General features: G+C 66.7%; 22 protein-coding genes. 10 read left to right on the forward strand and 12 right to left on the reverse strand.

Annotation, left to right across the window (positions count from 1 at the left end):
* Positions 1–17: 17 nt before the first annotated feature.
* A complete protein-coding gene (locus M3M55_RS05535; RefSeq protein ID WP_249011831.1) occupies positions 18–299 on the reverse strand; it encodes a cytochrome c biogenesis CcdA family protein in 282 nt (93 codons plus the stop codon).
* A 461-nt stretch (positions 300–760) separates the two neighbouring features.
* Here M3M55_RS05535 and M3M55_RS05540 point away from each other — a divergent pair, with 461 nt between their 5' ends.
* Both M3M55_RS05540 and M3M55_RS05545 read left to right on the forward strand, forming a co-directional pair.
* A complete protein-coding gene (locus M3M55_RS05540) occupies positions 761–2,014 on the forward strand; it encodes an ISL3 family transposase (RefSeq protein WP_249011695.1) in 1,254 nt (417 codons plus the stop codon).
* Positions 2,011–2,607, forward strand: a complete 597-nt coding sequence (locus M3M55_RS05545) for a TlpA disulfide reductase family protein (protein WP_249011832.1) — start codon at positions 2,011–2,013, stop codon at positions 2,605–2,607. Before M3M55_RS05540 ends, M3M55_RS05545 begins: the two co-directional genes overlap by 4 nt.
* 260 nt (positions 2,608–2,867) lie before the next feature.
* On the opposite strand, the gene M3M55_RS05550 is transcribed toward M3M55_RS05545, so the two are convergent.
* Positions 2,868–3,365, reverse strand: coding sequence for an FAD-dependent oxidoreductase (locus tag M3M55_RS05550; protein ID WP_249011833.1), 498 nt, complete (start codon positions 3,363–3,365; stop codon positions 2,868–2,870).
* Between the two features lie 58 nt (positions 3,366–3,423).
* Here M3M55_RS05550 and M3M55_RS05555 point away from each other — a divergent pair, with 58 nt between their 5' ends.
* Complete coding sequence (locus M3M55_RS05555) at positions 3,424–3,657, forward strand: hypothetical protein (protein WP_249011834.1); 234 nt, start codon at positions 3,424–3,426, stop codon at positions 3,655–3,657.
* Between the two features lie 221 nt (positions 3,658–3,878).
* On the opposite strand, the gene M3M55_RS05560 is transcribed toward M3M55_RS05555, so the two are convergent.
* The 5 genes from M3M55_RS05560 to M3M55_RS05580 all read right to left on the reverse strand — a co-directional run bounded on the left by M3M55_RS05560 (position 3,879) and on the right by M3M55_RS05580 (position 7,646).
* Entirely contained in the window at positions 3,879–4,028 is a 150-nt protein-coding gene (locus M3M55_RS05560; RefSeq protein ID WP_249011835.1) for a hypothetical protein, read from the reverse strand.
* 54 nt (positions 4,029–4,082) lie between these two features.
* Positions 4,083–4,664 carry a TlpA disulfide reductase family protein gene (locus M3M55_RS05565; protein ID WP_249011836.1) on the reverse strand — a complete coding sequence of 194 codons (582 nt, stop codon included), beginning with the start codon at positions 4,662–4,664 and terminating at the stop codon, positions 4,083–4,085.
* 733 nt (positions 4,665–5,397) lie between these two features.
* Positions 5,398–5,712, reverse strand: coding sequence for a hypothetical protein (locus M3M55_RS05570; protein WP_249011837.1), 315 nt, complete (start codon positions 5,710–5,712; stop codon positions 5,398–5,400).
* A 637-nt stretch (positions 5,713–6,349) separates the two neighbouring features.
* A complete protein-coding gene (locus M3M55_RS05575) occupies positions 6,350–7,258 on the reverse strand; it encodes a M56 family metallopeptidase (protein ID WP_371878802.1) in 909 nt (302 codons plus the stop codon).
* The gene (locus M3M55_RS05580) at positions 7,248–7,646 is read right to left on the reverse strand and encodes a BlaI/MecI/CopY family transcriptional regulator (protein WP_249011839.1); all 399 of its coding nucleotides are present in this window, start codon (positions 7,644–7,646) and stop codon (positions 7,248–7,250) included. Before M3M55_RS05580 ends, M3M55_RS05575 begins: the two co-directional genes overlap by 11 nt.
* 319 nt (positions 7,647–7,965) lie before the next feature.
* Here M3M55_RS05580 and M3M55_RS17560 point away from each other — a divergent pair, with 319 nt between their 5' ends.
* From M3M55_RS17560 to M3M55_RS05595, 4 genes are all read left to right on the forward strand, one after another.
* Positions 7,966–8,409 (forward strand): type IV pilus biogenesis/stability protein PilW, encoded by a 444-nt coding sequence (locus M3M55_RS17560; protein ID WP_371878730.1) that lies wholly within the window; start codon positions 7,966–7,968, stop codon positions 8,407–8,409.
* A gap of 15 nt (positions 8,410–8,424) precedes the next feature.
* The gene (locus M3M55_RS05585; RefSeq protein WP_249011840.1) at positions 8,425–9,162 is read left to right on the forward strand and encodes a cytochrome c biogenesis CcdA family protein; all 738 of its coding nucleotides are present in this window, start codon (positions 8,425–8,427) and stop codon (positions 9,160–9,162) included.
* A gap of 236 nt (positions 9,163–9,398) precedes the next feature.
* Positions 9,399–9,668: a hypothetical protein gene (locus tag M3M55_RS05590; protein WP_249011841.1), complete on the forward strand. Its 270-nt coding sequence runs from the start codon at positions 9,399–9,401 to the stop codon at positions 9,666–9,668.
* Positions 9,665–9,910 carry a hypothetical protein gene (locus M3M55_RS05595; protein WP_249011842.1) on the forward strand — a complete coding sequence of 82 codons (246 nt, stop codon included), beginning with the start codon at positions 9,665–9,667 and terminating at the stop codon, positions 9,908–9,910. The genes M3M55_RS05590 and M3M55_RS05595 overlap by 4 nt, the downstream gene beginning before the upstream one ends.
* A 40-nt stretch (positions 9,911–9,950) precedes the next feature.
* On the opposite strand, the gene M3M55_RS05600 is transcribed toward M3M55_RS05595, so the two are convergent.
* Positions 9,951–11,879 (reverse strand): copper resistance CopC/CopD family protein, encoded by a 1,929-nt coding sequence (locus M3M55_RS05600; RefSeq protein ID WP_249011843.1) that lies wholly within the window; start codon positions 11,877–11,879, stop codon positions 9,951–9,953.
* A 194-nt stretch (positions 11,880–12,073) separates the two neighbouring features.
* On the opposite strand from M3M55_RS05600, the gene M3M55_RS05605 reads away from it, so the two are divergent.
* Complete coding sequence (locus M3M55_RS05605; protein WP_249011844.1) at positions 12,074–12,871, forward strand: hypothetical protein; 798 nt, start codon at positions 12,074–12,076, stop codon at positions 12,869–12,871.
* 395 nt (positions 12,872–13,266) lie between these two features.
* On the opposite strand, the gene M3M55_RS05610 is transcribed toward M3M55_RS05605, so the two are convergent.
* Positions 13,267–13,626, reverse strand: coding sequence for a hypothetical protein (locus tag M3M55_RS05610; RefSeq protein WP_249011845.1), 360 nt, complete (start codon positions 13,624–13,626; stop codon positions 13,267–13,269).
* A gap of 516 nt (positions 13,627–14,142) precedes the next feature.
* Here M3M55_RS05610 and M3M55_RS05615 point away from each other — a divergent pair.
* A complete protein-coding gene (locus M3M55_RS05615) occupies positions 14,143–15,447 on the forward strand; it encodes an IS1380 family transposase (protein ID WP_249011846.1) in 1,305 nt (434 codons plus the stop codon).
* Between the two features lie 436 nt (positions 15,448–15,883).
* On the opposite strand, the gene M3M55_RS05620 is transcribed toward M3M55_RS05615, so the two are convergent.
* The 3 genes from M3M55_RS05620 to M3M55_RS05630 form a co-directional block, all read right to left on the reverse strand.
* A complete protein-coding gene (locus M3M55_RS05620; protein WP_249011847.1) occupies positions 15,884–16,414 on the reverse strand; it encodes a transposase in 531 nt (176 codons plus the stop codon).
* A 62-nt stretch (positions 16,415–16,476) separates the two neighbouring features.
* Positions 16,477–17,769, reverse strand: a complete 1,293-nt coding sequence (locus tag M3M55_RS05625; protein ID WP_249011848.1) for an IS256 family transposase — start codon at positions 17,767–17,769, stop codon at positions 16,477–16,479.
* Positions 17,661–18,791 (reverse strand): IS1380 family transposase, encoded by a 1,131-nt coding sequence (locus M3M55_RS05630; protein ID WP_256469042.1) that lies wholly within the window; start codon positions 18,789–18,791, stop codon positions 17,661–17,663. The genes M3M55_RS05625 and M3M55_RS05630 overlap by 109 nt, the downstream gene beginning before the upstream one ends.
* Before the next feature lie 137 nt (positions 18,792–18,928).
* On the opposite strand from M3M55_RS05630, the gene M3M55_RS05635 reads away from it, so the two are divergent.
* Complete coding sequence (locus tag M3M55_RS05635) at positions 18,929–20,383, forward strand: IS66 family transposase (RefSeq protein WP_249011849.1); 1,455 nt, start codon at positions 18,929–18,931, stop codon at positions 20,381–20,383.
* The last annotated feature ends 438 nt before the right edge of the window (positions 20,384–20,821 follow it).

Consider the following 20,821-nt stretch of genomic DNA (forward strand, 5'->3'; position numbering starts at 1 on the left):
GCACTCCCATCGGATGATCAGCACCCGGAGACCCGCTCGAACGCCGGTCGGTTGGTGAACAGCCATGAACCGAGCGCAGTCGCGGCAAGCCCCGAGAGAACAAAGATCGTGGAAAAGCTCCCGACAAAGAGCAGGCTTCGACCGAGGACCCGTCGGTCGAAGCCACCATTTCGCAGCTCGTCGGCTCCCGTGCCCGACACCGTGGCAAGATAGCCGGGAACCAAGGGTAAGCAGCACGGAGAGACGAACGACACGATCCCCGCCGCCAGTGCCAGCAGCAGGCTCGGGCTACCGACCACGGAACCTGCTCATCACAGGCGCGATCCTATCTCCGCCGGCGGCGGCAGACAAGCAAACTCAGGCGGCTGCCTGTAACCGCTCTTAAACGGCATCACCGCTGGTGACCCACGGTATGATATTTCGACTATGGGTGGTGTGTGACGTGACCGCCGACACTCATCGCCGCGCTAGATCACCACAAGCATGAGACTCGGTTCACAGACGCCTCGCCCAGGTGACGAACGTCGTTCACCGGACGCTCGTCAGGATCTCGCCGACTTGCCGGTCCGCGTCCGGCAGCGATTCATTCTCCTCGCGGCGGGTTCGGCGGCCGCGGTGCTGTTGATCGCCTTGCTGGCATTTGGGGCGCTTGTGACGTCTTCGTGGGTGCAGTGACCGGCTGAGATAGGGGCGCACGCCCCGTCGCTTCTAGGCTTTCCGGCTTCTTCAGGGCTGGAAATCTCAGGAGGCGAAACGAGACGTGCGCAGCATCAGGGTATGGGCGCGGCTGCTTGGGCTGCGCGGAGCGGTGATCGAGGACGTGACGGTCAACGACGCTGGGGACGGGGTAGAGGTCGTCGTGGCGGTCCGGCCGGGCTGGCGCGAGCGGGACCGGTGCGGGATCTGTGGACGGCGTTCGGGTCGGTTCGATCGTGGTGGCGGGCGGCGGCGCTGGCGCGGATTGGATCTCGGGACGTCGTTCTGCTGGATCGAGGCCGACGCGCCACGCGTGCGCTGTTCTCGTCACGGCGTGGTCGTCGCGAGGGTGCCGTGGGCGCGCCACGATTCGGGGTTCACGCGCGCGTTCGAGGACCAGGTGGCGTGGCTGGCTGTCAACTGTTCCAAGAGTGCAGTCGCTCAGTTGATGCGCTGCTCCTGGCGGAGCGTCGGACGGATCGTTGAACGCGTCTGCAACGAACAGCGCCTCAAGGTCGATCTTCTGTCGGGCCTGCGGAGCATCGGGATCGACGAGATCTCGCACCGACGCGGTCAGAGATACCTGACCGTCGTAGTCGATCACCACACCGGCCGGCTGGTGTGGGCCGCCCCGGGCCGTGACCGCGCGACAGTCCTTGTGTTCTTCGCCACCCTGGGCGAAGAGCGCTGCAAAGAGATCGAATCGGTGTCCTGCGACATGGCCGGCTGGATCAGCTCGGCGGTCGCTGAGGCCGTCCCCCAGGCCGAGCGGTGCGTGGACCCGTTCCACGTTGTTCAGCTGGCGAGCGACGCGCTGGACGAGGTCCGCCGTGAGCTGTGGCGCGAGGCTCGCCGGGAGAAGAACCTGACGCTCGCCAAGGACCTCAAAGGCGCCCGGTTCTGCGTGTGGAAAAACCCCGAGAACCTGACCGACAAACAGCAGGCCAAGCTCGCGGTGATCCAGAAGCTCAACGGGCCGCTCTACCGCGCGTACCTGCTCAAGGAACAACTCCGCCAGATCTACCGGGCCGACAGTCCCGAGGAAGCCGAGGCGCTGCTGGACGGCTGGCTGTGCTGGGCTCGGCGATGTCGCCTGCCAGCGTTCACCAAGCTCGCCCGGACGATCAAAGCCCAACGTGACGGGATCCTCGCCGCCGTCCGCCTCGGACTGTCCAACGCCCGAGTCGAACAGATCAACACCCAGATCCGGCTGATCACCAGACGCGCTTACGGGTTTCACAGCGCTGCGGCGTTGATCGCACTCGCGATGCTCACGCTATCCGGGCTCTGCCCGCCACTCCCAGACCGGGTGAAATGACCCACGAACACGTCACAAGACCCGCATTTGGTCTGCGCACCCGGGCGCCCGGCGGCGAGGCGGCCCGTCTGGCGCAGGGACATACCGCGGCTCCCGCGTTCCGCCTCCAGGTCCTGCGGCGAGGCAGCCTCGGCCATGCCTTCACCCCGTCGGTCAGCGGAGCGTTGGAGAGACCATACGTCGGGTTGCACGCGCTTGGCGGCGTCCCGATCGTGCTTAACATCTGGGCGTCGTGGTGCGTGCCGTGTCAGCAGGAGGCGCCGCTGCTCGAGCGCACTTGGGAACACCAAGGGCGCCCGGGCGGGACCTTGTTCCTCGGACTCGATCAGCAGGATACGACTGGGGATGCGCGCGGCTTCCTGCGCCAGTACGGGATCGACTATCCGAATCTTCATGACGCCGGAAACGATGTCCCGCGTAACTACGGAGCCACCGGCGTCCCCGACACCTTCTTCATCGACGCCCAAGGGGACATCGTCGCTCACATCATCGGAACCGCGTCCGCCAACCAGCTCAGTGCGGGGATCTCCGCGGCCAGAGCCGGGCATCCGCTGCAGGTGCGCCCCGGTGGCGCACGACGACACGCGCGGTAGGCGCGCGCCCTGTCAAAGGACGACGGGTCACGCCAGGCTCCGACGCTGTCGACCCATGACTGTGCATTGATCCCGACAACGTGGACTTCCCCCCGCCCCGGTGGACACTCGAGAGTTGTTGATGCTGATCATCTGCTTGATGTACTCGTTCAGCACCGAGCAGCGGCCTTGTAGTCTGCCGGGCTGAGCATCCCGAGCTCCTGAGCGGAAGCACGAAGGAGATCTCGCAATCGTCGCGGACGCCTCGCTCTGACAGATAGTCATGCAGCAGCAGCGCCGCCTCGCTCGGCGCCGGAGGGCATTTGAACGGTGCTCCGCAGACGCCGACGATCAGTTGACCGCGTGAGAACGCGGGAAGCAGCTCCCCGACGCGCTCGGCGCCAGCCACGGTGTAGAACTCGTTGCCCCCCTTGGCGAGCCCCGGCGTCCAAGTCGTGGTCGGCGCCGAGCGCCACGACCAGGACGTCGGCCTCGTGGACACCGCCGTCGGTGGTCACGCGCCGCACTTCCGGGTCGATCGCAGTGACCGCCTGCTGCAAAAAACGCACCCCGGGCTTGGCGATGTCGCGGTACGCGAGGCGAATCGCGCCGGGCGGGGTGCGGCCGAACATTACGTCGAGCTTTGAGTAGCCGAACACGAAAGCGTCGTGCTGGTCGATCAAGGTCACGTCGACCTCGTCGCCAAGCGCCTCCGACCATGCGGTCGCGAGCTCAAGACCCCCGAAACCCGCTCCCAATATGACTACTCTGGTCTTCATGCGGCCATTACTACGCAGCATAGGAGCTGCATTAAGGAGCTAGTATTAGGGCATGATGATGGGTTTCATGTCGCTGTGGATGCTGATCGGACTCTTGGTGCTCCTTGCCTTGGTCGGCGGGGTTGCGTCCTTGGCGATGCGGAGCGGTCATCGTCACCTTCCTCCCGGCGATGACGCCCGGACTCTGCTGAACCGCAGGCTCGCAGCAGGCGAGATCACCGCCGAGGAATACTTCGAGCGCGAGTCGGCGCTTCGCTCCGGCGAGCCGCGCCCTTCTCGTCGACGACGATAAGGAAACTCCCACACCCATCAGCCGCGTTCGAACGAGCTACGGCACAGCACCTAGACTGCCACGACTGTCGCCGGAGCGCCGGGGTCTGCGTCCGGCTACTACCACACGTGCTAGATCGGCCACAGCCGAAAGAAAAGGCGCGGTGTGTTCGGAGGTCTCGCTGGTCCGCCGCCAAGGGCTTCTGCTTGGGCGGGAGAACGGCGCAAGACCGGGAGCCGGTGCTATGAGGCCTCGGCGTCCTGTTCTTTGTCAAGGCGCGCTCGCCGAAGGTCGGACGAGGCCTGATGCGCCTCAAGGGCGACGGTGGTGTCGACGTGCTCGGCGACCATCAACGCGTCGCGGTTCAGCGCAATCGGCGCGGGCGAGAGCATCGGATGACCAGCGCCGGCACAGGCCTAATCTGACGGCGTGGGAGAGCCCCCGGCTCAGGTCGTCCCTTTAATGTGGCCGCTGCGGGCTGCGGCTATCGCGGCCTTGAGTTGTCTTGCGGAACTCTGGCCGATGATGTGCGCGACGATCCGACCGCGCGCTGTGATGGCAAATGTTTCCGGCACGCCGGTTGCGCCGTAGCTAGCGGTGACGTCATTTCCGTGGTCATGGATGTTGGGGTAGCTGATCCGGTAGCGGCGGATGAAGGCCGTCGCGTCGCGCGGGTCGTCCTGCTGGTCGAGGCCAAGGAACAGCACCCCGTCGGGGCGGGCTACTTGTCGCCATGCCTTTTCAAGTGTTGGCGCCTCAAGCTGACAGGGCACGCACCAAGACGCCCAGATGTTCAGAATCACCGGGGTACCGTGAAGGTCCGACAGCGAGAGCGTGCCGCGTTCGAGCGCCGTAACGATTCGGGAACCGAACCTCGGGCCGAGCGATCCGCTGACGAGCACTGGTCGCCGAAAAGCGGGCGCATCCGGCGTCTGGCCACGTGCCAGCGCGGCCTCGATTGTGCCTGTAGACCCCTGTGCCAGCAGCCCGTAGGCCAGAAGCGCAATGAACCCGGTCACGACTGCCACGGCTGTGAGCGGGAGTAGCCATGATAGGCGCGCGGGCCGTGAGAGGTCGTCTGGTGGTGGCTCGGTGTTCATTTGGAAAAGCTGGGCGCCCTAATCTCGAACCGAGTATTGAAGGATCGGATCGCCTCGACCTCGGTGTACCGAGGAGTGACGAGCGTCGCGTACCACGCGAGGTCGGCGCGGGTGTCGATGTGGAGGATCCACCACACCGGTGTTCCCGGATCCATCAGTTCAATGACCGCGCTGGATCGTCGTTTGTGTGGTGCGCGCTGATCAGCCAGACGGTCTGGGCGAACGTCGACCAGCGAAACCAGCGACTGGTCCCGAACGGAGGGAGCTCGTTGGACCCGTCATCTGAATCGCGCTGGTTAGCCTGGGTCGACAACGCACACAGCACAGCCCGCGTGATGCGCGTGTGACGTATGGCTCGCCACCCGATCTGAACCGTCACGTCAGCTGCGCGCCGAAGCACCACGATGCCGCATAGTAGCTGGAACCAACCCGAACGCGCGAGCACCATGAGCCGGTACCACCCGCACCACACGTGCAGTGCGGTGCACGGCGCCCACGTCCAAAACGCTAGGCAATCCGCCGGTGGGAGTTATAGCTGCGGATGCCGCGGATCGGCGTTGGCTCGTGGAAACCGGAGTGAGAGTGATGGGGCGGATTACAGTGACGTTGCAACACCAAACGCTGCTGTGGAGGCTGTAATACGGGACGACGACGAGAGCGCTCAGAGGTTCAGGCGGCGAAGCGGCAGCTGATCGCCCGGGGCGTCAACAACGGCGAGGCGTGCCGACTGATTTGGATTAGCCGCAAGATCGGGAACCGCTGGCGGCATTGGCCGGCCGATCCCGAATTTCGCCGGAATGCTTGTCCGTTCGGAGCCTACGACGTGCATGAGGACCGCTCCGACGGCGAGCTGCGGGCGCACAAGAACACCGGCGAGGTGCTCAACTGCTTCCGGCCACCACGTGCCCACTACCCCGGCGATCGACGGATCTACCTGGGTGATGGACAACCTTTCCACGCACAAGATCGAAGACATCCGCGCTGGCCTCCGTATCGTCAGATCCGACGACGGAGTGTCGGAGCAGGTCGCGAGTCTAGGTACCCTCCCGATCGGCCCGGCAAGCTGTCTGATCGTCTTTGGGTCGACGGCTCGAGCGCAAGCTATCCACTGCCGAACGCTGCCGGGCGCTTCAACCTCACCCAGGCCGAACTCATCTCCACCCGTCGCGCCACGTCGAGGTGGTGCCGGCGCGGACGAGCAGCTGCCGTTTCGCGAGGCGAACTTCAACACGGTGGTGGCCACAAATCGTGTTGTGCACGATTCCCGATCCTCAGGCGGGCGGCTGAGATCAGGCTTCCCTGGACGCCGGCGGGCGTCTGCTGTTCCTCGAGCACGTGCGCTCAGAGGAAGCGAAGGACGGCACGCCGACAGGATCGCCTCGAGGTCCGTGAGGCTGGTTCGGACGCGGCCGCCACCCCAACCGCGAGCACCCCGAGGGCGATCGAGCCCTTCGAACTGAAGGTGGCGACGTTGAGCGGGATCAGACTCCGAAGGCCCCTCCCATTGTGCGTCCTTTGATCGTCGGCGAAGCGATGGACTCGCGCTTCGCATACGACTGCGAAACGGCGCCGGCGTTGCAGCCTGCGGAGCTGCTGGCCCGGATGCCGACCGCCTACCGGCTCACCCACGCGCGGGCCGCGGCGACGACCAGAAGAGCCGGGAACGCGAGCATGAACGGCCCGCAGCTCTGCATCAGCAGCAACATCAAACTGATGTGAGCGGTCGCGGTCGCATGTGCCACCAAAAGCACCGCAAGCATCAAGACCCCAATAGTGAGTCCACCAGCGACCTGGAGCCGGAGCGGCAGCAGCGGCGGAGAGCCGCCCAGCAGGTGATCGACCCGTTCAGTGGAGACACCGACTACGGCAGGGTCTCCGGCCTCGCCGAACGTGAGCATCGCCGAAGCCAGCGGCTGGGGACCGCCCCCGGCGCGAACTGCCGCCTCGTCGGCGGCGAGCTCCGAGACCATTGCGTAGTCACGGTTCATCCGCCGCATCGCGGGCACAAAGAAGAGACCGTCCCCGAGCGCCCGGGTGACGAGCAGGCGAAATGGATCTCGGACGCACGTGTGATGGGTCTCGTGGGCGAGGACGGATCGCAGCTCGTCTCGGTTCAGCCGCTCGAGTGCGCCGGTCGAGATGTAGATGCGAGGTTGCAGCAGCCCCGCGCAGAATGCTTGTGGAGCAGCGTCAGCCACTACCTCGACCGGCGGGTAACCGGGAAGCGTTTCGACGGGCTGCAGCGACCGTAGGTACCTGCTCGTGGAACGCTGGAGACGCAGTGCCGAGCTCAGCGTCCGGACGATCACCATCATGCCGATGGCACCGATTGCCATCGCCAGTAGCCCAACAGGGTCCAGGGTGGTCAGCCAAGAGCGGCAGGCCGCGAATGCCCGCGCCGCCGACGGGACGCTGAACGACATGGCGCGCAGAGCGACGGCCATCGAGGCGAGCGCGACCAGAACGCCCGCCAGCGCAAGAGCGCCGTTCAGCCTGAACAACCGGTTCGCGTTAGAGCTCATCGCGAGCCAGCTTTTGTAGGCGGCGGAGGGTGGCTGGATCGGCGGACGTGAGCGCTCGCGCGAAGTGCGCCAGCGCCACGTCGCCGTACTCCTGAACCAGCCCGGCCACTTGCGCCCGCGCACGCCCTTCCCGGTACTCCCCCTGAGAGAGAGTCGGCACGTAAGTGTCGCTGCGACCGGTGCGCGTGCGGTCGAGCAGCCCCTTCTTGTGCAACCGCTGCATCACAGTCATGTAGGTCGTATAGGCACGCGGAGTCGCCGCTACTTGATTGAGCGCCTCCATCACCTGCTTGACGTTCGTCTCGCCCCGGCGCCACACCTCCTGCATGATCTCGGCCTCCAGCTCGTACAGTGACGGCAGCGGCTCTGGCGTCCGCGAACGGGGCATCGGACCAAGGATATCCCCCTCATGCGGAGGGCACATCGACTGAAGGCCATCACGGCTGCTCGCCCAGGATAGGCGATCACCCCTGGTGCCATCTATTGGCTACTATGCTGGATCGCAGCAAAGTGAGGGTGACCGTGACCACAACATTGTCTCAGCTGCGCAGGTGTGCGCTATCAGCCTCGGGAGACGTGGGCGCGCTAGCACCACCCGAAATGGCTCGGTCCACGACCGTCGCAAGGCGCTGGCGGCGCGTGGCCCCGGCCCGGCGTACGGCGCTTCCTGATCACCTTCGCCGTGCTGATCGTGTCGTTAGGCGTCTATGCCATGGGAGACCGGGCGCTTCGCCCGACCGGTCACTGCGCGCGGCGCCGTTCGCACCCACGCCGCGCCTCCCACCGGCCCTAGCCCGAGGGACAGTGCTGTTCGACCAGGCGTTGGGGCTCGACGAGGGCGGCCAGCTTGCCCTCGCGCTGCCGCTGTACGAGCAAGCCACAGCCACGTTGCCCCGGGGCGGGCAACGTCCGCGAACAGTACGGCTGGGCTCTCGCGCGCGGGACACCTCGCTCCAGCGCTTGGCGTGCGGCAAGCCCTGTCGCATGAACCGTCGCTCCCCGCGGCGCACCTGCACCTCGGCGCCGTGCTGCTGCGAGCCGGGAATCCAGCCCAGGCGCAGCGTCAGCTCAAGCGTGTGATCGCGCTCGATCCCACCGGGCCTACGGGCGCGCAAGCCAGAAACCTGCTCGCTACGATTGCGGATCGTTGATTCGCGTCTATTGGCATGATTGGTAGCCCGAGCCTGCTGCTGGCGTTTGCCGCCGGAGTCGTGTCGTTCGTCTCGCCGTGCTGCCTGCCTCTCGTCCCCGGTTATCTGGCCACCGTGTGCGGCGCCCGCCCCGGTCAGGCCATGACCGGGAGGGTGGACCGTCGGGTCATGGCCCGGAGCGTGCTGTTCGTCGCCAGCTTCTCCATGATCTTCATCCTCTCAGGGCTCGCGGCCACGGCGATCGGATCGTGGCTATTTGCGAGTCGCACGACGCTGGAGCGGATCTCGGGTGTCCTGATCATCGCGATGGGCGCGCTGTTCGTCGGGTCGGTGTTCATCGTCCGTCTCAACCGCGAGTTCCGCCCGCACGCGCTGCTCGAGCGAGCCGGCCGTGGGGGACCGGTGCTGGCGGGAGCTGCCTTTGCGATCGCCTGGACGCCGTGCGTGGGCCCAACCCTGGGGGCGATCCTCGGGCTGGCCGCAACCGCTCCGGGGACCGCCAAGGGGGGGCTGCTGCTGGCGATGTACTCCGCCGGCCTCGCGCTCCCGTTTCTGTTCACGGCGATCGCGTTCAACACGGCCACGCGGGCATTCGCCTTCTTCAAGCGCCACTATGCCGCGATCCAGATCGGCTCCGGACTGGTGATGGTTGGAATGGGATACCTGGTGATCACCGGCGAACTCTTCCAGCTGAACATCCAAGCCCAGCACCTTCTCGGGCACTTCGGGTTGAACTTCTTCCAGAGCGTGTAGAGCCGACACTCTGATGGGGATGGCGAACGACCAGACGATCACGTTGAGCGTAGATCGCCAACGTGCCACTGAATCGCCTGATGCGAGGTAGCTTTCGTCGATGCTCGCCGCGCGAGCCGTTTAGCCCAGTGCTTGTCCGGCAGCGTCCGCCCCCCAATGGCCGTGTACTCGTGAGCGTCATCAACCCCTCGACTCCGGCGTACTACACTTCGTCGTAACAAACGACGGGAGGTCTCGTGGAGATCGCAACAATCAGCTCGATTCTGACTCCGCTCGCGTTTCTCGCATGCCCCGTGGGCATGGGAGCGATGATGTGGATGATGATGCGCGGCAACCGCAGCCGCCCCAATCAGCAGCCGACTCAGAGCCACGTTCCGGTGGCCGAGACATCCCCCCATCCATCCCTGGAGGTGCTGCGCGAGGAGCACCAACGCCTCGGTCAGCAGATCGAGCGGCTCGACAGCGGCCGGCGGGCAACCGCCGTCGGCTACGACGAGCAGCCGTGAGCGACTGGCTGTTTGGCCTGCTAGCGCTGGTGGCGGCTTCGCTGTGCCCGGCGCACATGTGGTGGCAGCATCGCCGCGGGCGACGTCCAGCCTGCTGCCCACCGTCTCAACCGTCGTCTTCGGTCAGCGACCGACTGCAGGATGAGCTGATCGTGCTCGAGCGCCGTCAAGCCGAGCTCGCGGCTCGGCTACAGCGCTTCGGCACGTCGATCGAGACACCGCAGGCGGGCGCGAGCCGCTGAGCGCGGGCGGTGGGAACTTCAGGGTGGTGCCGCGGCCGGCTCACCGGCGGAACGGTGGGTAGCGGAAGCTGTTGCGGATCAGGTGGGCTGGCGCGTCGACGATCGTCTCCCGCAGGACGCGATCATGGCTATCGATCGTCATCCGGTACCAGATCTCGGAGGCCGGGAGCGCGAAGGCGAGCTCGGTTTGACCGTCGTGGCGGCGCAGGATGTGAACGTCGCTGGCGCCGGCGGCGTAGGCCTCGACCTGACTGATCAGGTCCTGGCCGCTCACGATCGTATGGTCGGGGAGCACGTGGCTGCCCGGTCCGCTGGTGACGGTCTCGGTGAGCGCGAGCCGGGGGATCGCTCGCATCGTCTGCGTCACGCGCGCCAGCAGCGCCGGCTGATTGGGTCCTGGCGGCCACGGAATCTCGATTCGTGCAGACCCGCCCTTCCACGGCGGGTCCGATGCCGTCACGGTGAGGGCGGTGATACCGCGGCGCAGGGCGTAGTGGAGCGTGAAGCAGGTCGTGCCGCAAGGCCGGGGAAACAGGTCGACTCCGGCCGGTCCTGTGCCCGGCGCGACGGCGTTGGCGGTCAATCGGATGCCGGGTCCCGGCGTCTCGGTCGGCGGGAGCACCGCAAAGCGCAGCTCCTCTGAGGTGGCGGTGACGCCGACCACCAGCTGGCCGGCCAGGTCCGCAAGCTGGAGCGTAGGCCCAGTTACCGGGGGCGGACCCAGCAGCGCGCGGGCGCGACGGGCCGCGGCCGGCGATGCCGCGACAGCGGGCTGCGGTGGCGCCGTGTTGGCCAGTACGCCGGCGGCGAGCAACACGCCAGCGAGCAGGCCCAGCTCCCCTCGGGTCAGGCGCCGTAGCAGCGGCAGGCGCAGTCCTGAATTAGACGGCAGGGCCCGCTTGCGCGCTGCCAGCGCGGTGGCGAGGGCAAGCGCGCCAAGGGCGCCCTTGGCCAGCAGCACGTTCCCGTAACTGGTGTCGACAAGCTGCCCAACGTGCTGGAACTCGGCCAGGGCGGTGATCACGCCGGCGCCGAGCATCACGCTCACCGTCCACAGCGCCAGCCGGGCGTAGCGCCGCAGGGGCTCGTGGAGTTCATGCGCCGTCAGCGCACGGCGGCCCCGGCTGATCACGAGCACGAGATGCGCGAGCGCGCCCGTCCACACTGCGGCGGCCGTAAGGTGCACCGTGTTGGCGGCAACGGCCCATGCGTGCCCGGAGCTTCCGGAATGACCTCGCCAGGCCGTGGCGAGGATTGCCGCAATCAGCGGCGCGACGGCTGCTTGCCGTCGCCAGAGTCCGATCCAGGCGGCCACTACTAGCGCGGCAAACAAGAGCAGCGTCAGCGCCCCCGACCGCGACCGAAGTGCGGCCCCCAGGGAGCTAAAGGCGGGCAGGATGCCGCCACCCGCGATCGCATGGGCCAGCAGCAGCATCAGCGCCAGCGACGCCGCCATAGCAAGCGCGATGCCGATCCGCACCGGTGCCGGGGCTATGGGATCCCCCCGACCTGCCTGGATCCGCCACACCGCGCGTTCGCTGACGGTGCCGCCGAGTGCGAGCGCCAGGCCGGCGAACAGCAGCCAACTCGCCACAGCCTGCCCCCAACCAATCTGCGCACCTGAGGCTAGGACGTGAGGTAGCACCGCGCCCGATCCCGCGGCGAACGCAAACTCGCCAACGGTAAGGTGCCCGTCACCGCTGGAAACGACCCGCCAGGACACGACGTACACGCCGCGCGTGGCAGTGGGCAACCGTTGAACGGCGACATTCCCCTGGACGGTCGGACGCGACAGCGGGATGCGGGCCCCCGCGGCGTCCCGCACGGAGACCCGCGTGGCCGTGGGCACGACGGCCACGCTGAAGTCCAGTGTGAGCTGCCGCGGCGCGCGCGCGAGCCGAGCGCCCTGGGTCGGGGTCGAGCGGATCAGGAACGCGTGCGCGGCCGCCGGCGCGGGCCGCAGCAGCATGAGCGCCCCAAACGCCAACGCCGCGACGCACAGGACAGCAGGCGGGCGTCGTCGGGCGAAGTTCCGGACCATCTTCTACAGGGAATAGTAGGTGAACCGAGGAGCCGACGCGATTCTGGACGGAACAGGAGGACGAGGTGCCCCATAACCCGCGAGCGTCGACCTGCTAGCCACTGTAGTAATCTCGACCGCCGATGGCCAGCCGCAAGGAACAGAAGGAGCGTGCACGACAAGAGCGTCTGGCTCGCGAAGCGGCGTTCGAGGAGGCCACGCGCCGCAAGCGCCTGTTCATGCTCGCCGGCGGCGGCGCGGCGGCGATCGTAATCGTCGCGATCGTCATTGTGAGCACCATCGCCAGCGGCGGCCCGAGCATCGCGCAGCGGCTCAGCACGCGGGGGTCTGCACCGAAGCTCAAGCTCAGCTCGCTCGCTTCATTGGGTCACCTCACTGCCCCTCCGCAGCCAACCTCGCTGAGCCCCGAGGGGATCCCAGTCTTCCAGGCACAGGCGCTTGCCGGCACCGGATCGGCGGCCAGAGGCGAGACCGTCGACGGCATCCAGTGCCAGGGCAGCGAGCAGTCCCTGTTTCACATCCACGCTCATCTAACGATCTTCGTCGACGGTGCCGCCCGCCAAGTGCCCTACGGCATCGGCATCCCAAACGCACAGGTGCAGAACACTCCGCAGGGCGCATTTGTCGGGGGCGGCAGCTGCCTGTACTGGCTGCACACCCACGCCGCCGACGGGATCATCCACATCGAGTCCCCGGTCCAGCGCACATTCACGCTCGGCGACTTCTTCGACATCTGGGGGCAGCCGCTGGGGCCGGCGAGAGTCGGGCCGGCCAGCGGAGCGGTCACCGCCATCTACGACGGCAAGCTCTACGACGGCAACCCGCGTGACATTCCGCTCCAGGCCCACGCCCAGATCCAACTCGACGTGGGCCGCCCGCTCGTCAAACCGGTATCGATCCACTTCGTTAGCGGCCTTTGATCTGTCAGTGCTCGCGGCGCGAGTCGCCGACCATCAGGGGTGAGGCGCCCAGAGCCTCTGCGAGCTTCTGGGCGTAGCGGCCGGCGCCACAACCCGCGAGCTGTCGCTGCTCCGCTGAACGACCGAGCGCCCCGACGGCAACGGTCCGGGCGTGCCGGAAAGGACATCTGCGCGTCCGGATGCGCGCGTGCGAGTGAGATCAGCTCAGATACCGCGCCCGAAAGCACGCGCTCACATGCTTGCCGTGGTTGTTGATCAAATCCGTCCGAGGCCTAAACTGCTTCATCACCTCGATGAGGTAGGTCCGCTTTTCCACCATCCGAATCACTCCGTCCAGATGGCCCCACTCGTCTTGAGTCGGTTGACTGCCGAGGGCTTGTACTCCTGCTGCATCGTCAACCTCCCATGTACGCATGCATCATCGCCTCCATCTGGGGAGGTACCTCGATTATCTGCTCGTACAGGCGCCGCATCCCGCGGTCCCGGAGCATCGCCTCATGCTCACGCACCATCGCCTGGTGCAGCCGGCGCGTCACAGGGCCGCGCATCATCTTTCCGCGGTGGGCCGCCATCATCTCGGAGGCCCCCCCGACACCGGGCCCGACCATCATTGAGCCGGCGTCCGCCATCATCGACGCTTCCGCTGGGCGGGCCTGGGCAGCCGCCGGCGCGGGATTAGCGCTGACCCCGCCAAGATAGCCGACCGTACCGATCGCAACTGCGCCAGCAGCGGCAGCAATAGCTCGCCTTCGCATCCTGTGCTCCTTCTATCGCCTACGGACTCCACCCGGGGTGGTCGCCTCCTAACACTAGCATTTCTACTACCTGGCGTCGTAGCTACAGATTGCATACTCAGGGGTTCTCCGTCCGCGGCCCGCCGCAGCAAGCCTCCTTGAACCTCATGCCCACAACCGGGGCGGCGTGGTAGGGGTGAGGGCGCAGCGGAGGCTGGGGCGCAACGACTGGCGTGCGCTCGGAAAGAACGATCAGCCGGTCGTGCACGAGAGCGATCCAGCGAAGGCGGAGCCGTCGCTGGAGCTGCTTGCACGCGAGTTACTCAACCCGGTGGGAGCTGTTCTACGTGCGTAACCACGGCACTGTCCCCGGAGGACGCCGAGAAGTGGCGGCTGTCCGTGGACGGGTACGTTTTAGCCCTGATCCACTGATTCTGTGGGGTGGTTCTGTCCGGGGTCGTGTGAAGAATGACCTCCTGAGCAGGTTAAAAGCGACCGATTCCGGCGGTCGCGGCCTGCGATCAGGAGGTCACCTTCATGGTGAACGATGCCACGACGGTCGGACTGGACGGCGTCCAGGTCGTTTTTGATGATGAGCGGGCGGTGTCTGACGCCGGGATCGCGCTGGTCAGCACGCTCGCGCGGCGCCTTGGGGTCGAGTCACTCGCCGGCCGGCTGATCTCTCTGCGGTCTGACCGTCCGGGGGCGGCGAACGCGGGCCGCAAGGTCATGGCGGTCCTGTTCGCGATGGTCCTCGGCGCGGACTGCATCGATGATTGTCAGGTGCTGCGGGCGGGCCGGACCGGACGGCTGCTCGGCGGGTGGATGCCGGCGCCCTCGACGCTGGGCACGTTCCTGCGCGCGTTCACCTTCGGGCATGTTCGCCAGCTCGACAAGCTGCTCGGCGACACGCTGGCGCGTGCGTGGCGGGCCGGCGCGGGCCCCGGCCACGCCCGGCTGGTGATCGACATCGACAGCTTCGTCGGGGAGGTGTGCGGCCCACTGAAACAGGGAGCGGGATACGGGTACACCAAGCTGTTTGGATATCACCCGCTGCTGGCGACCCGGGCCGATACCCGCGAGGCGCTGCACATCCGACTGCGCAAGGGATCAGCGAACACGCAAAAGGGTGTCAAACGGTTCTGTGAGGAACTGATCGCCCGCGTCGAACGCGCCGGTGCGACCGGGCAAAAGCTCGTGCGCGCAGACTCGGGGTTCTGGAACATGAAGGTGTTCGAGCTGCTGGAGGCCAAGGGCTGGCAGTACTCCATCGGGGTGCGCAACATCAAGGCTGTGACCACAGCGATCCATGGGATCGCAGATGGTGACTGGCAGTCGATTGAGTACCCCGACGGCGGTGAAGCCCAGATCGCCGAGACTCTCTACAACAACCGGCGTCTCATCGTGCGCCGCACCCGCCTGACTGACCCTGAGCAGCTCATGCTCTGGCCGGACTGGCGACACTTCTGCTTCATCACCAACCGCACCGACGCGCTCGCCCTGGTCGAGGCCGAACACCGTGACCACGCCGTCGTGGAGCAGGTCATCGCCGACCTCAAAGACCAGGCTCTTCAGCACTTTCCCTCCGGTCACTTCTACGCGAACGCCGCCTGGACCGTGCTCGCCGCACTCGCGCACAACCTGCTCAGATGGACCCAGATCATCGGGCTGCCCAACAGCACCATCCGCGCCGCCCGCACCCTGCGGCGCCGACTGATCCAGATCACCGGACGGCTGACCCGACACGCACGCGGCTGGACCCTGCACCTCCCCGCCCGCTGGCCCTGGCACGGCGACTACCTCGCCGCACTCGCACGGATACGCGCACTCCCAGCCGCCTGACCGGCCGACCGGCCGGTCCCGGCCTCACTGAACTCCCGCCGACCTTCCGCTCACCCCGGGCGCGATCACCGCCGCCCCAAACCGACCCCGAAAACCGCTTTGGACCCGATAGCCGAGAGACCTGGCACCCCGTCTCAACCCCGCCAGCACCTCCCATCAAGCAAGAACCGGCCCAGCGACCGCAAAAAAGAACTCTGACCCAGCCCATCGGTGGATCAGGGTTTAGCCTCGATCCACCGGTCTGATCGCGGAGATGGCGTAGTCGGCGCGTGATCGGTCGTTGGGACGGTCGGCGGGCGCTCGGTCGGTGTAGTGGTGGCCGTTCGGGTTGTGGGTGGGGCCAGTTGAGGCCGTCGCGGTCTTGTTGGCGGCGGTGTTCGGGCAGGCCGAACCTGAGGGTCCCGAGCCGATCGTCGTCGTTGCCCGTGTCGGCGGGTCAGGTGAGCGCTGGCACGGCCCGTAGTCGCTGCAGCGCGGTGAGGAACTGTGCCTGCCATGGCCAGCGGGCGGGCATTCGGAGTGTCACTCGTCGCGCGGTGCGGGTGATCCGTCCGGGGATGCTCAGCAGCCGGCGGCGCAGCGTCCGGGCGGTCGGGACGATCGTGTCGGGGAGTCCGATCAGCGTGGTCCACCTGAGCAGGTTGTGCGCCAGTGCGGCGATCACGGTCCAGGCGGCGTTGGCGAGGAACTTCCCGGACGGGAAGTGCGCGAGCGCTTGGTCCTTGAGGTCACGGATCGCGAGCTCGACCACGGCATGCTGGCGGTGCTCGGCCTCGACCTGTTCGAGCGGATCTGTTCGGTTGGTGAGAAACGCGTGGTGGCGCCAGTCGGGCCACAGCTCGGCCTGCGCGCCGACCAGGCGGGTGCGCCTGACGATCAGTCTTTGGCGGCCGAGCATCGTCTGTGCGATCTGCGCCTCTCCGCTCTCGGGGTAGTCCGGAAGGGTCTGCCAGTCCGAGGGCGTCACGCTTTCTGTGTAAGCGCTGTGGATAGGTTAACAGTTACTCCTGATTTGTCAACGTGTGGGTGTCAGATTGCAGTGTCAGGGATGCGGTCGCCGAAATGGATCCGAAACGCGGCCAGCGCCGTGCTCCAGTTGTAGGTGTGGCGCCATTTGCGCTGCGCGCGGGTAATCGCGAGATACAGCAGCTTGCGGGCCGAATCCTCGTCGGGGAAGCTCCCGCGCGTCTTGATGATCTTGCGGATCTGGCGGTTGAGCGCCTCGATCGTGTTGGTCGTGTACACCGCGCGGCGCACGTCCGGGGGAAACGCCAAAAACGGGACGATCCGCTCCCAGTTCTCCGTCCAGGCCGCGGAGATCATCGGATACTTGGGATCCCAGCGCTCGGCGAACGCTTCCAGCTGGTCCCAGGCGGCGTCGCGGTCAGGCGCGGTATAGATGCGCTTGAGGTCGCCGGCGACCGCGCGGCGGTCCTTGTAGGGCACAAACCGCAGCGCGGCGCGGACGGCGTGCACCAGGCAGGTCTGCACCCACGCCTTGGGATAAACGGCCTCGATCGCCTCCGCAAAGCCGGTCAGGCCGTCCACGCAGCAGACCAGCACGTCGCCGACCCCGCGGCTTTTGAGGTCGGTCAACACCTGAAGCCAGAACTTGGCGCCCTCGGTTTGCTGAAACCACATGCCCAGCACGTCGCGCTCACCCTCGAGGTTGACGCCGATCGCCAGATAGCAGGCGAAGTTGCGGATCGCGTTGCCGTCGCGGATCTTGATGATCAACGCGTCCAAGTACAGGATCGGGTAGATCGCCTCCAATGGCCGGGCCTGCCACTCCTTGGCATCTGAGAGCACGCCGGCGGTCACCCGGCTGACGGTCTCGCGGCTGACCCCCGGCCCGTAGAGATCGCCCATGTAGGTCTCGATCTCCCGGGTGGTCATCCCCCCGGCATACAGGGCGATGATCTTCTCATCCAGCCCCGCCAGCCGCCGCTGACCCTTTTTGACCAGCTCCGGCTCAAACCGCCCCTGGCGATCGCGCGGGGTCTGGATCGCCACCGGCCCGTTGGCGGTCAGCACCGTCTTCGGGGTCCCGCCATTACGACTGTTGCCCGTCCCGCCCGCCGGCGCGTGCCCGGCCGGGTAGCCCAGATGTTCTGAGAGCTCCTCGCCCAGCGCCCGCTCGATCAGCCGCCGCGTCAGCTCGCCCAGCACCCCGTCCGATCCCAGGATCTCGCCCTCAGAGCGCTTGCCGCGGATCAGCCCGTCCACCAGCCGATCGCTGACCGCCTCGGGCAGCTGACCGTGCTCGTCGCCCAACGACTCCAACAGCCCGTCGACCAACTCTGAGCGCTGCTGCTCATCCAAGCCAGCGACCATCCGATCCAGCCGCCACTGCTCCACGGCCTCCTCGACCCGCTCATCGCTGATCCTCGACCGCGGCCGTCGCCCAAACACCTCCCGCCGAGGCGCCGAGGGCTCGCCCAGGGGCTCGCCCCCGGCGCCACCCAGATCAACACCAGCTCGCTCACAATCAATCTTCTTCTGCTTGGTTGAAGGCATGCTCGTCTCTTTCGATCACGCCTTACACAGACCTTGTGACGCTCCCGCCAGTCCTGCTCCGGGATCGCCGTGATCGCGGCTTTCACGTGCTTCTGCTGGCGCACACCGATCGTGTAGCTCCAGCCAGCGGCCTGGAGCCGGTCCATGATCTTGTGGTTCCAGAACCCCGAGTCCGCGCGCAGCAGCTTCGGCCCGCTCGCGCCCGCCCGCTGCACGCGCGGGATCAACTCCTCAACGAATCGCAGCGCGCCGCGCGAGGTGTTCGCCGATCCCTTCCGGGCGCGGATATGGAGCACCTCGCCCGTCCCGGCACGGGTCGCGAGGATCGGGTGATACCCGCGCTTGTGCGTGTACCCATAGCCGGCGCCCTGCTTGTCATAGCCATAGACCTCACCGACAAACGAGTCCACGTCCACAACCAGCTGACCGTCACCCGGTCCGGCACCAGCCATCCATGCGCGTGAGAGTGACTCGGCCAGCACGCGGTCGAGCTGACGGACGTGCCCGAAGGTGAACGCCCGCAGGAACGTCCCGAGCGTCGACGGCGCCGCGACTCCATGCCCGAGCACCGCCTCGGTCTCGCCGGAGCGCAACACGTCACAATCGTCGATGCAATCAGCGCCGAGTGCCATCGCGGACACCAGCGACATGACCTTCCGTCCCGGGTTCGCCGCCCCGGCGCGATCACCGAGATCGACCATCTCCTCGACCAGCGCCTCGATCCCGAGCCGCCCAGCAAGGACCGCGGGCAGCATCACCCCCGCGTTCGCGACCGCCCGCTCGTCATCGAACAGCACCCGCGTCGCGTCCGGCAGACCCTTCACCATGTGGGTGACCTCCTGTTGCAGGCCCGCCGTCGCCGCATACGACAGCTTTCTGCCTGCTCAGGAGGTCATTTAAGTAACCGTTCAGTCGTCGGGGCCATGGGCAGGGATTCCTGCTTGGTGCAGCGAATCTTGCGGTTATGGAGCGGGCTGAGGCGGAGGCGATCTTTGACTCGGGGCGTGAGGTGTGTGTTGAGTTCATTCTCGATCTCGTGGGCCGCTTTGCTCAGCATGAGGAACGTCTGAGGCGGCTGGAGGAGCAGACGCGTCAGGACTCGCGGACGAGTTCCAGACCGCCGTCGCAGGATTCCCCGAAGTCACGGCAGCAGCGGCGGGCGGAGGCGCGGGAGAAAGCGAAGGAGCTCGCGCGGCGAGAGGGTGAGCGGCGCAGGGCTGGCGGGCAGCCGGGGCATCGTGGTGCTGGTCGTGAGCACAAGCCGTCTGATCAGATGGATGAGATCGTTGATCACTACCCGGATGCGTGCGGCGCGTGCGGCGCCGGGTTCGCGGCTGCGCAGCAGCGGCCGGGTGGCCGGTTCGGTCGCCATCAGGTCGCTGAGCTGCCGCCGATCGGCGTGTTCTTGACCGAGCATCGCACCCACCAGTTGCGCTGCCGGCACTGCCGTGCGCGGACCAGCGCACAGGTGCCGGAGATCGCTGGCTCGCCGTTCGGGCTGCGGTTGCAGGCGGCGTTGGTGACGTTGACCGCCGCCTACCGGATCTCGCGGCGGGGGATCACGGAGATCGCTTGTGATCTGTTCGGGGTCACGCTCTCCAAGGGCGCCGCGGACGCGATCTGCCAACGCGCGTCTGAGGCCTTGGCGGGCCCGTACCTGCAACTCCAGGACTTTGTGCTGGATCAGGGCGCGGTGCATGTCGATGAAACCGGTTGGCGGACCAGCGGCGACGGGCGCGCGTTGTGGGGCGCGAGTATCCCGGACGCGGTCTTCTTGCAGATCGCCGAGCATTGCAACCGCGAGCAGTTCAACGCGCTGATCGGCAGCGGCTATGACGGGATCGTGATCTCCGACCGTTGGCCCGGATACAACCACCTGGACCCCAACCAGCGCCAGGCGTGCTGGTCACATCTTCAGCGCGACTTCCGCAAACATGCCGACGGGCTCGCGGAGCAGAAGACCTTCGGTGAGCACGGCGGGCACCTGACCAAGCAGGTGTTCGCCGCGTGGCGCGCCTACCAGCACGACCATCACGACCGCGCCCGGCTGCAGGCCGAGATCGCGCCGATCCAGGAACAACTACGAGAGCTACTCGAGCACGCCAGCGCGAAGAAGGCGCGCAACCGCTGGCACCGCGGGTTCGCGAACAACCTGCTGAAGATCTGGCCCGCGCTCTGGACCTTCACCCTGATCGATGGTGTCGAGCCGACGAACAACCCCGCCGAACGAGCCTTGCGCGCACCCGTGATCCACCGCAAAGTCTCGCTCGGCACCCAAAGCGACAACGGCGAACGATTCGCCGAACGCGCCCTCTCCGCCGCCGGCACCTGCCGATTGCAACACCGCTCACTGTTCACCTACCTCAGCGAACTAATCACCGCTCACAACCGCGGCGACCCATTCCCGCAGCTCGCCTGAGCTGGCCCCACGGACTGAACAGTTACTCATTTAAATCTCAGCTCCGGACGACTCCGTCCCAGCGAACGGTGAATCGAGGATTAGCCGAGGATGCAGAAGCGGATCGCCGCCTCGGGCGGATTCATCATGCCCCTCCCGCCTTATGGACCGCCCATGCATCCGCCCGACGCCGCGATCTGCCCTGGCGTGGCCGAGCACCAGCTTTCGTGCGCCCACGTCCGGTAACGACATCATCTGCCCGTGTCGGGTCGCGCTAGAAGGCTGGTGTCGAACTGGGCTTTTGAAGGAGGGAGAGCGGAGCTCTCCCTGATGTTGTCTCTGACGAAGGCCGGCCGCTGCGCGGCCTTTTGCTGCGCGTCGGAGACGGGACGCCGGCTTTAACTGGCCGTAGGCGCCGTCCTGGGCCGGTTGGGCAGTCCTGGGCGTCTGCGGATCGTG

Source organism: Conexibacter sp. DBS9H8 (assembly GCF_023330685.1).
Lineage (GTDB): Bacteria > Actinomycetota > Thermoleophilia > Solirubrobacterales > Solirubrobacteraceae > Palsa-465.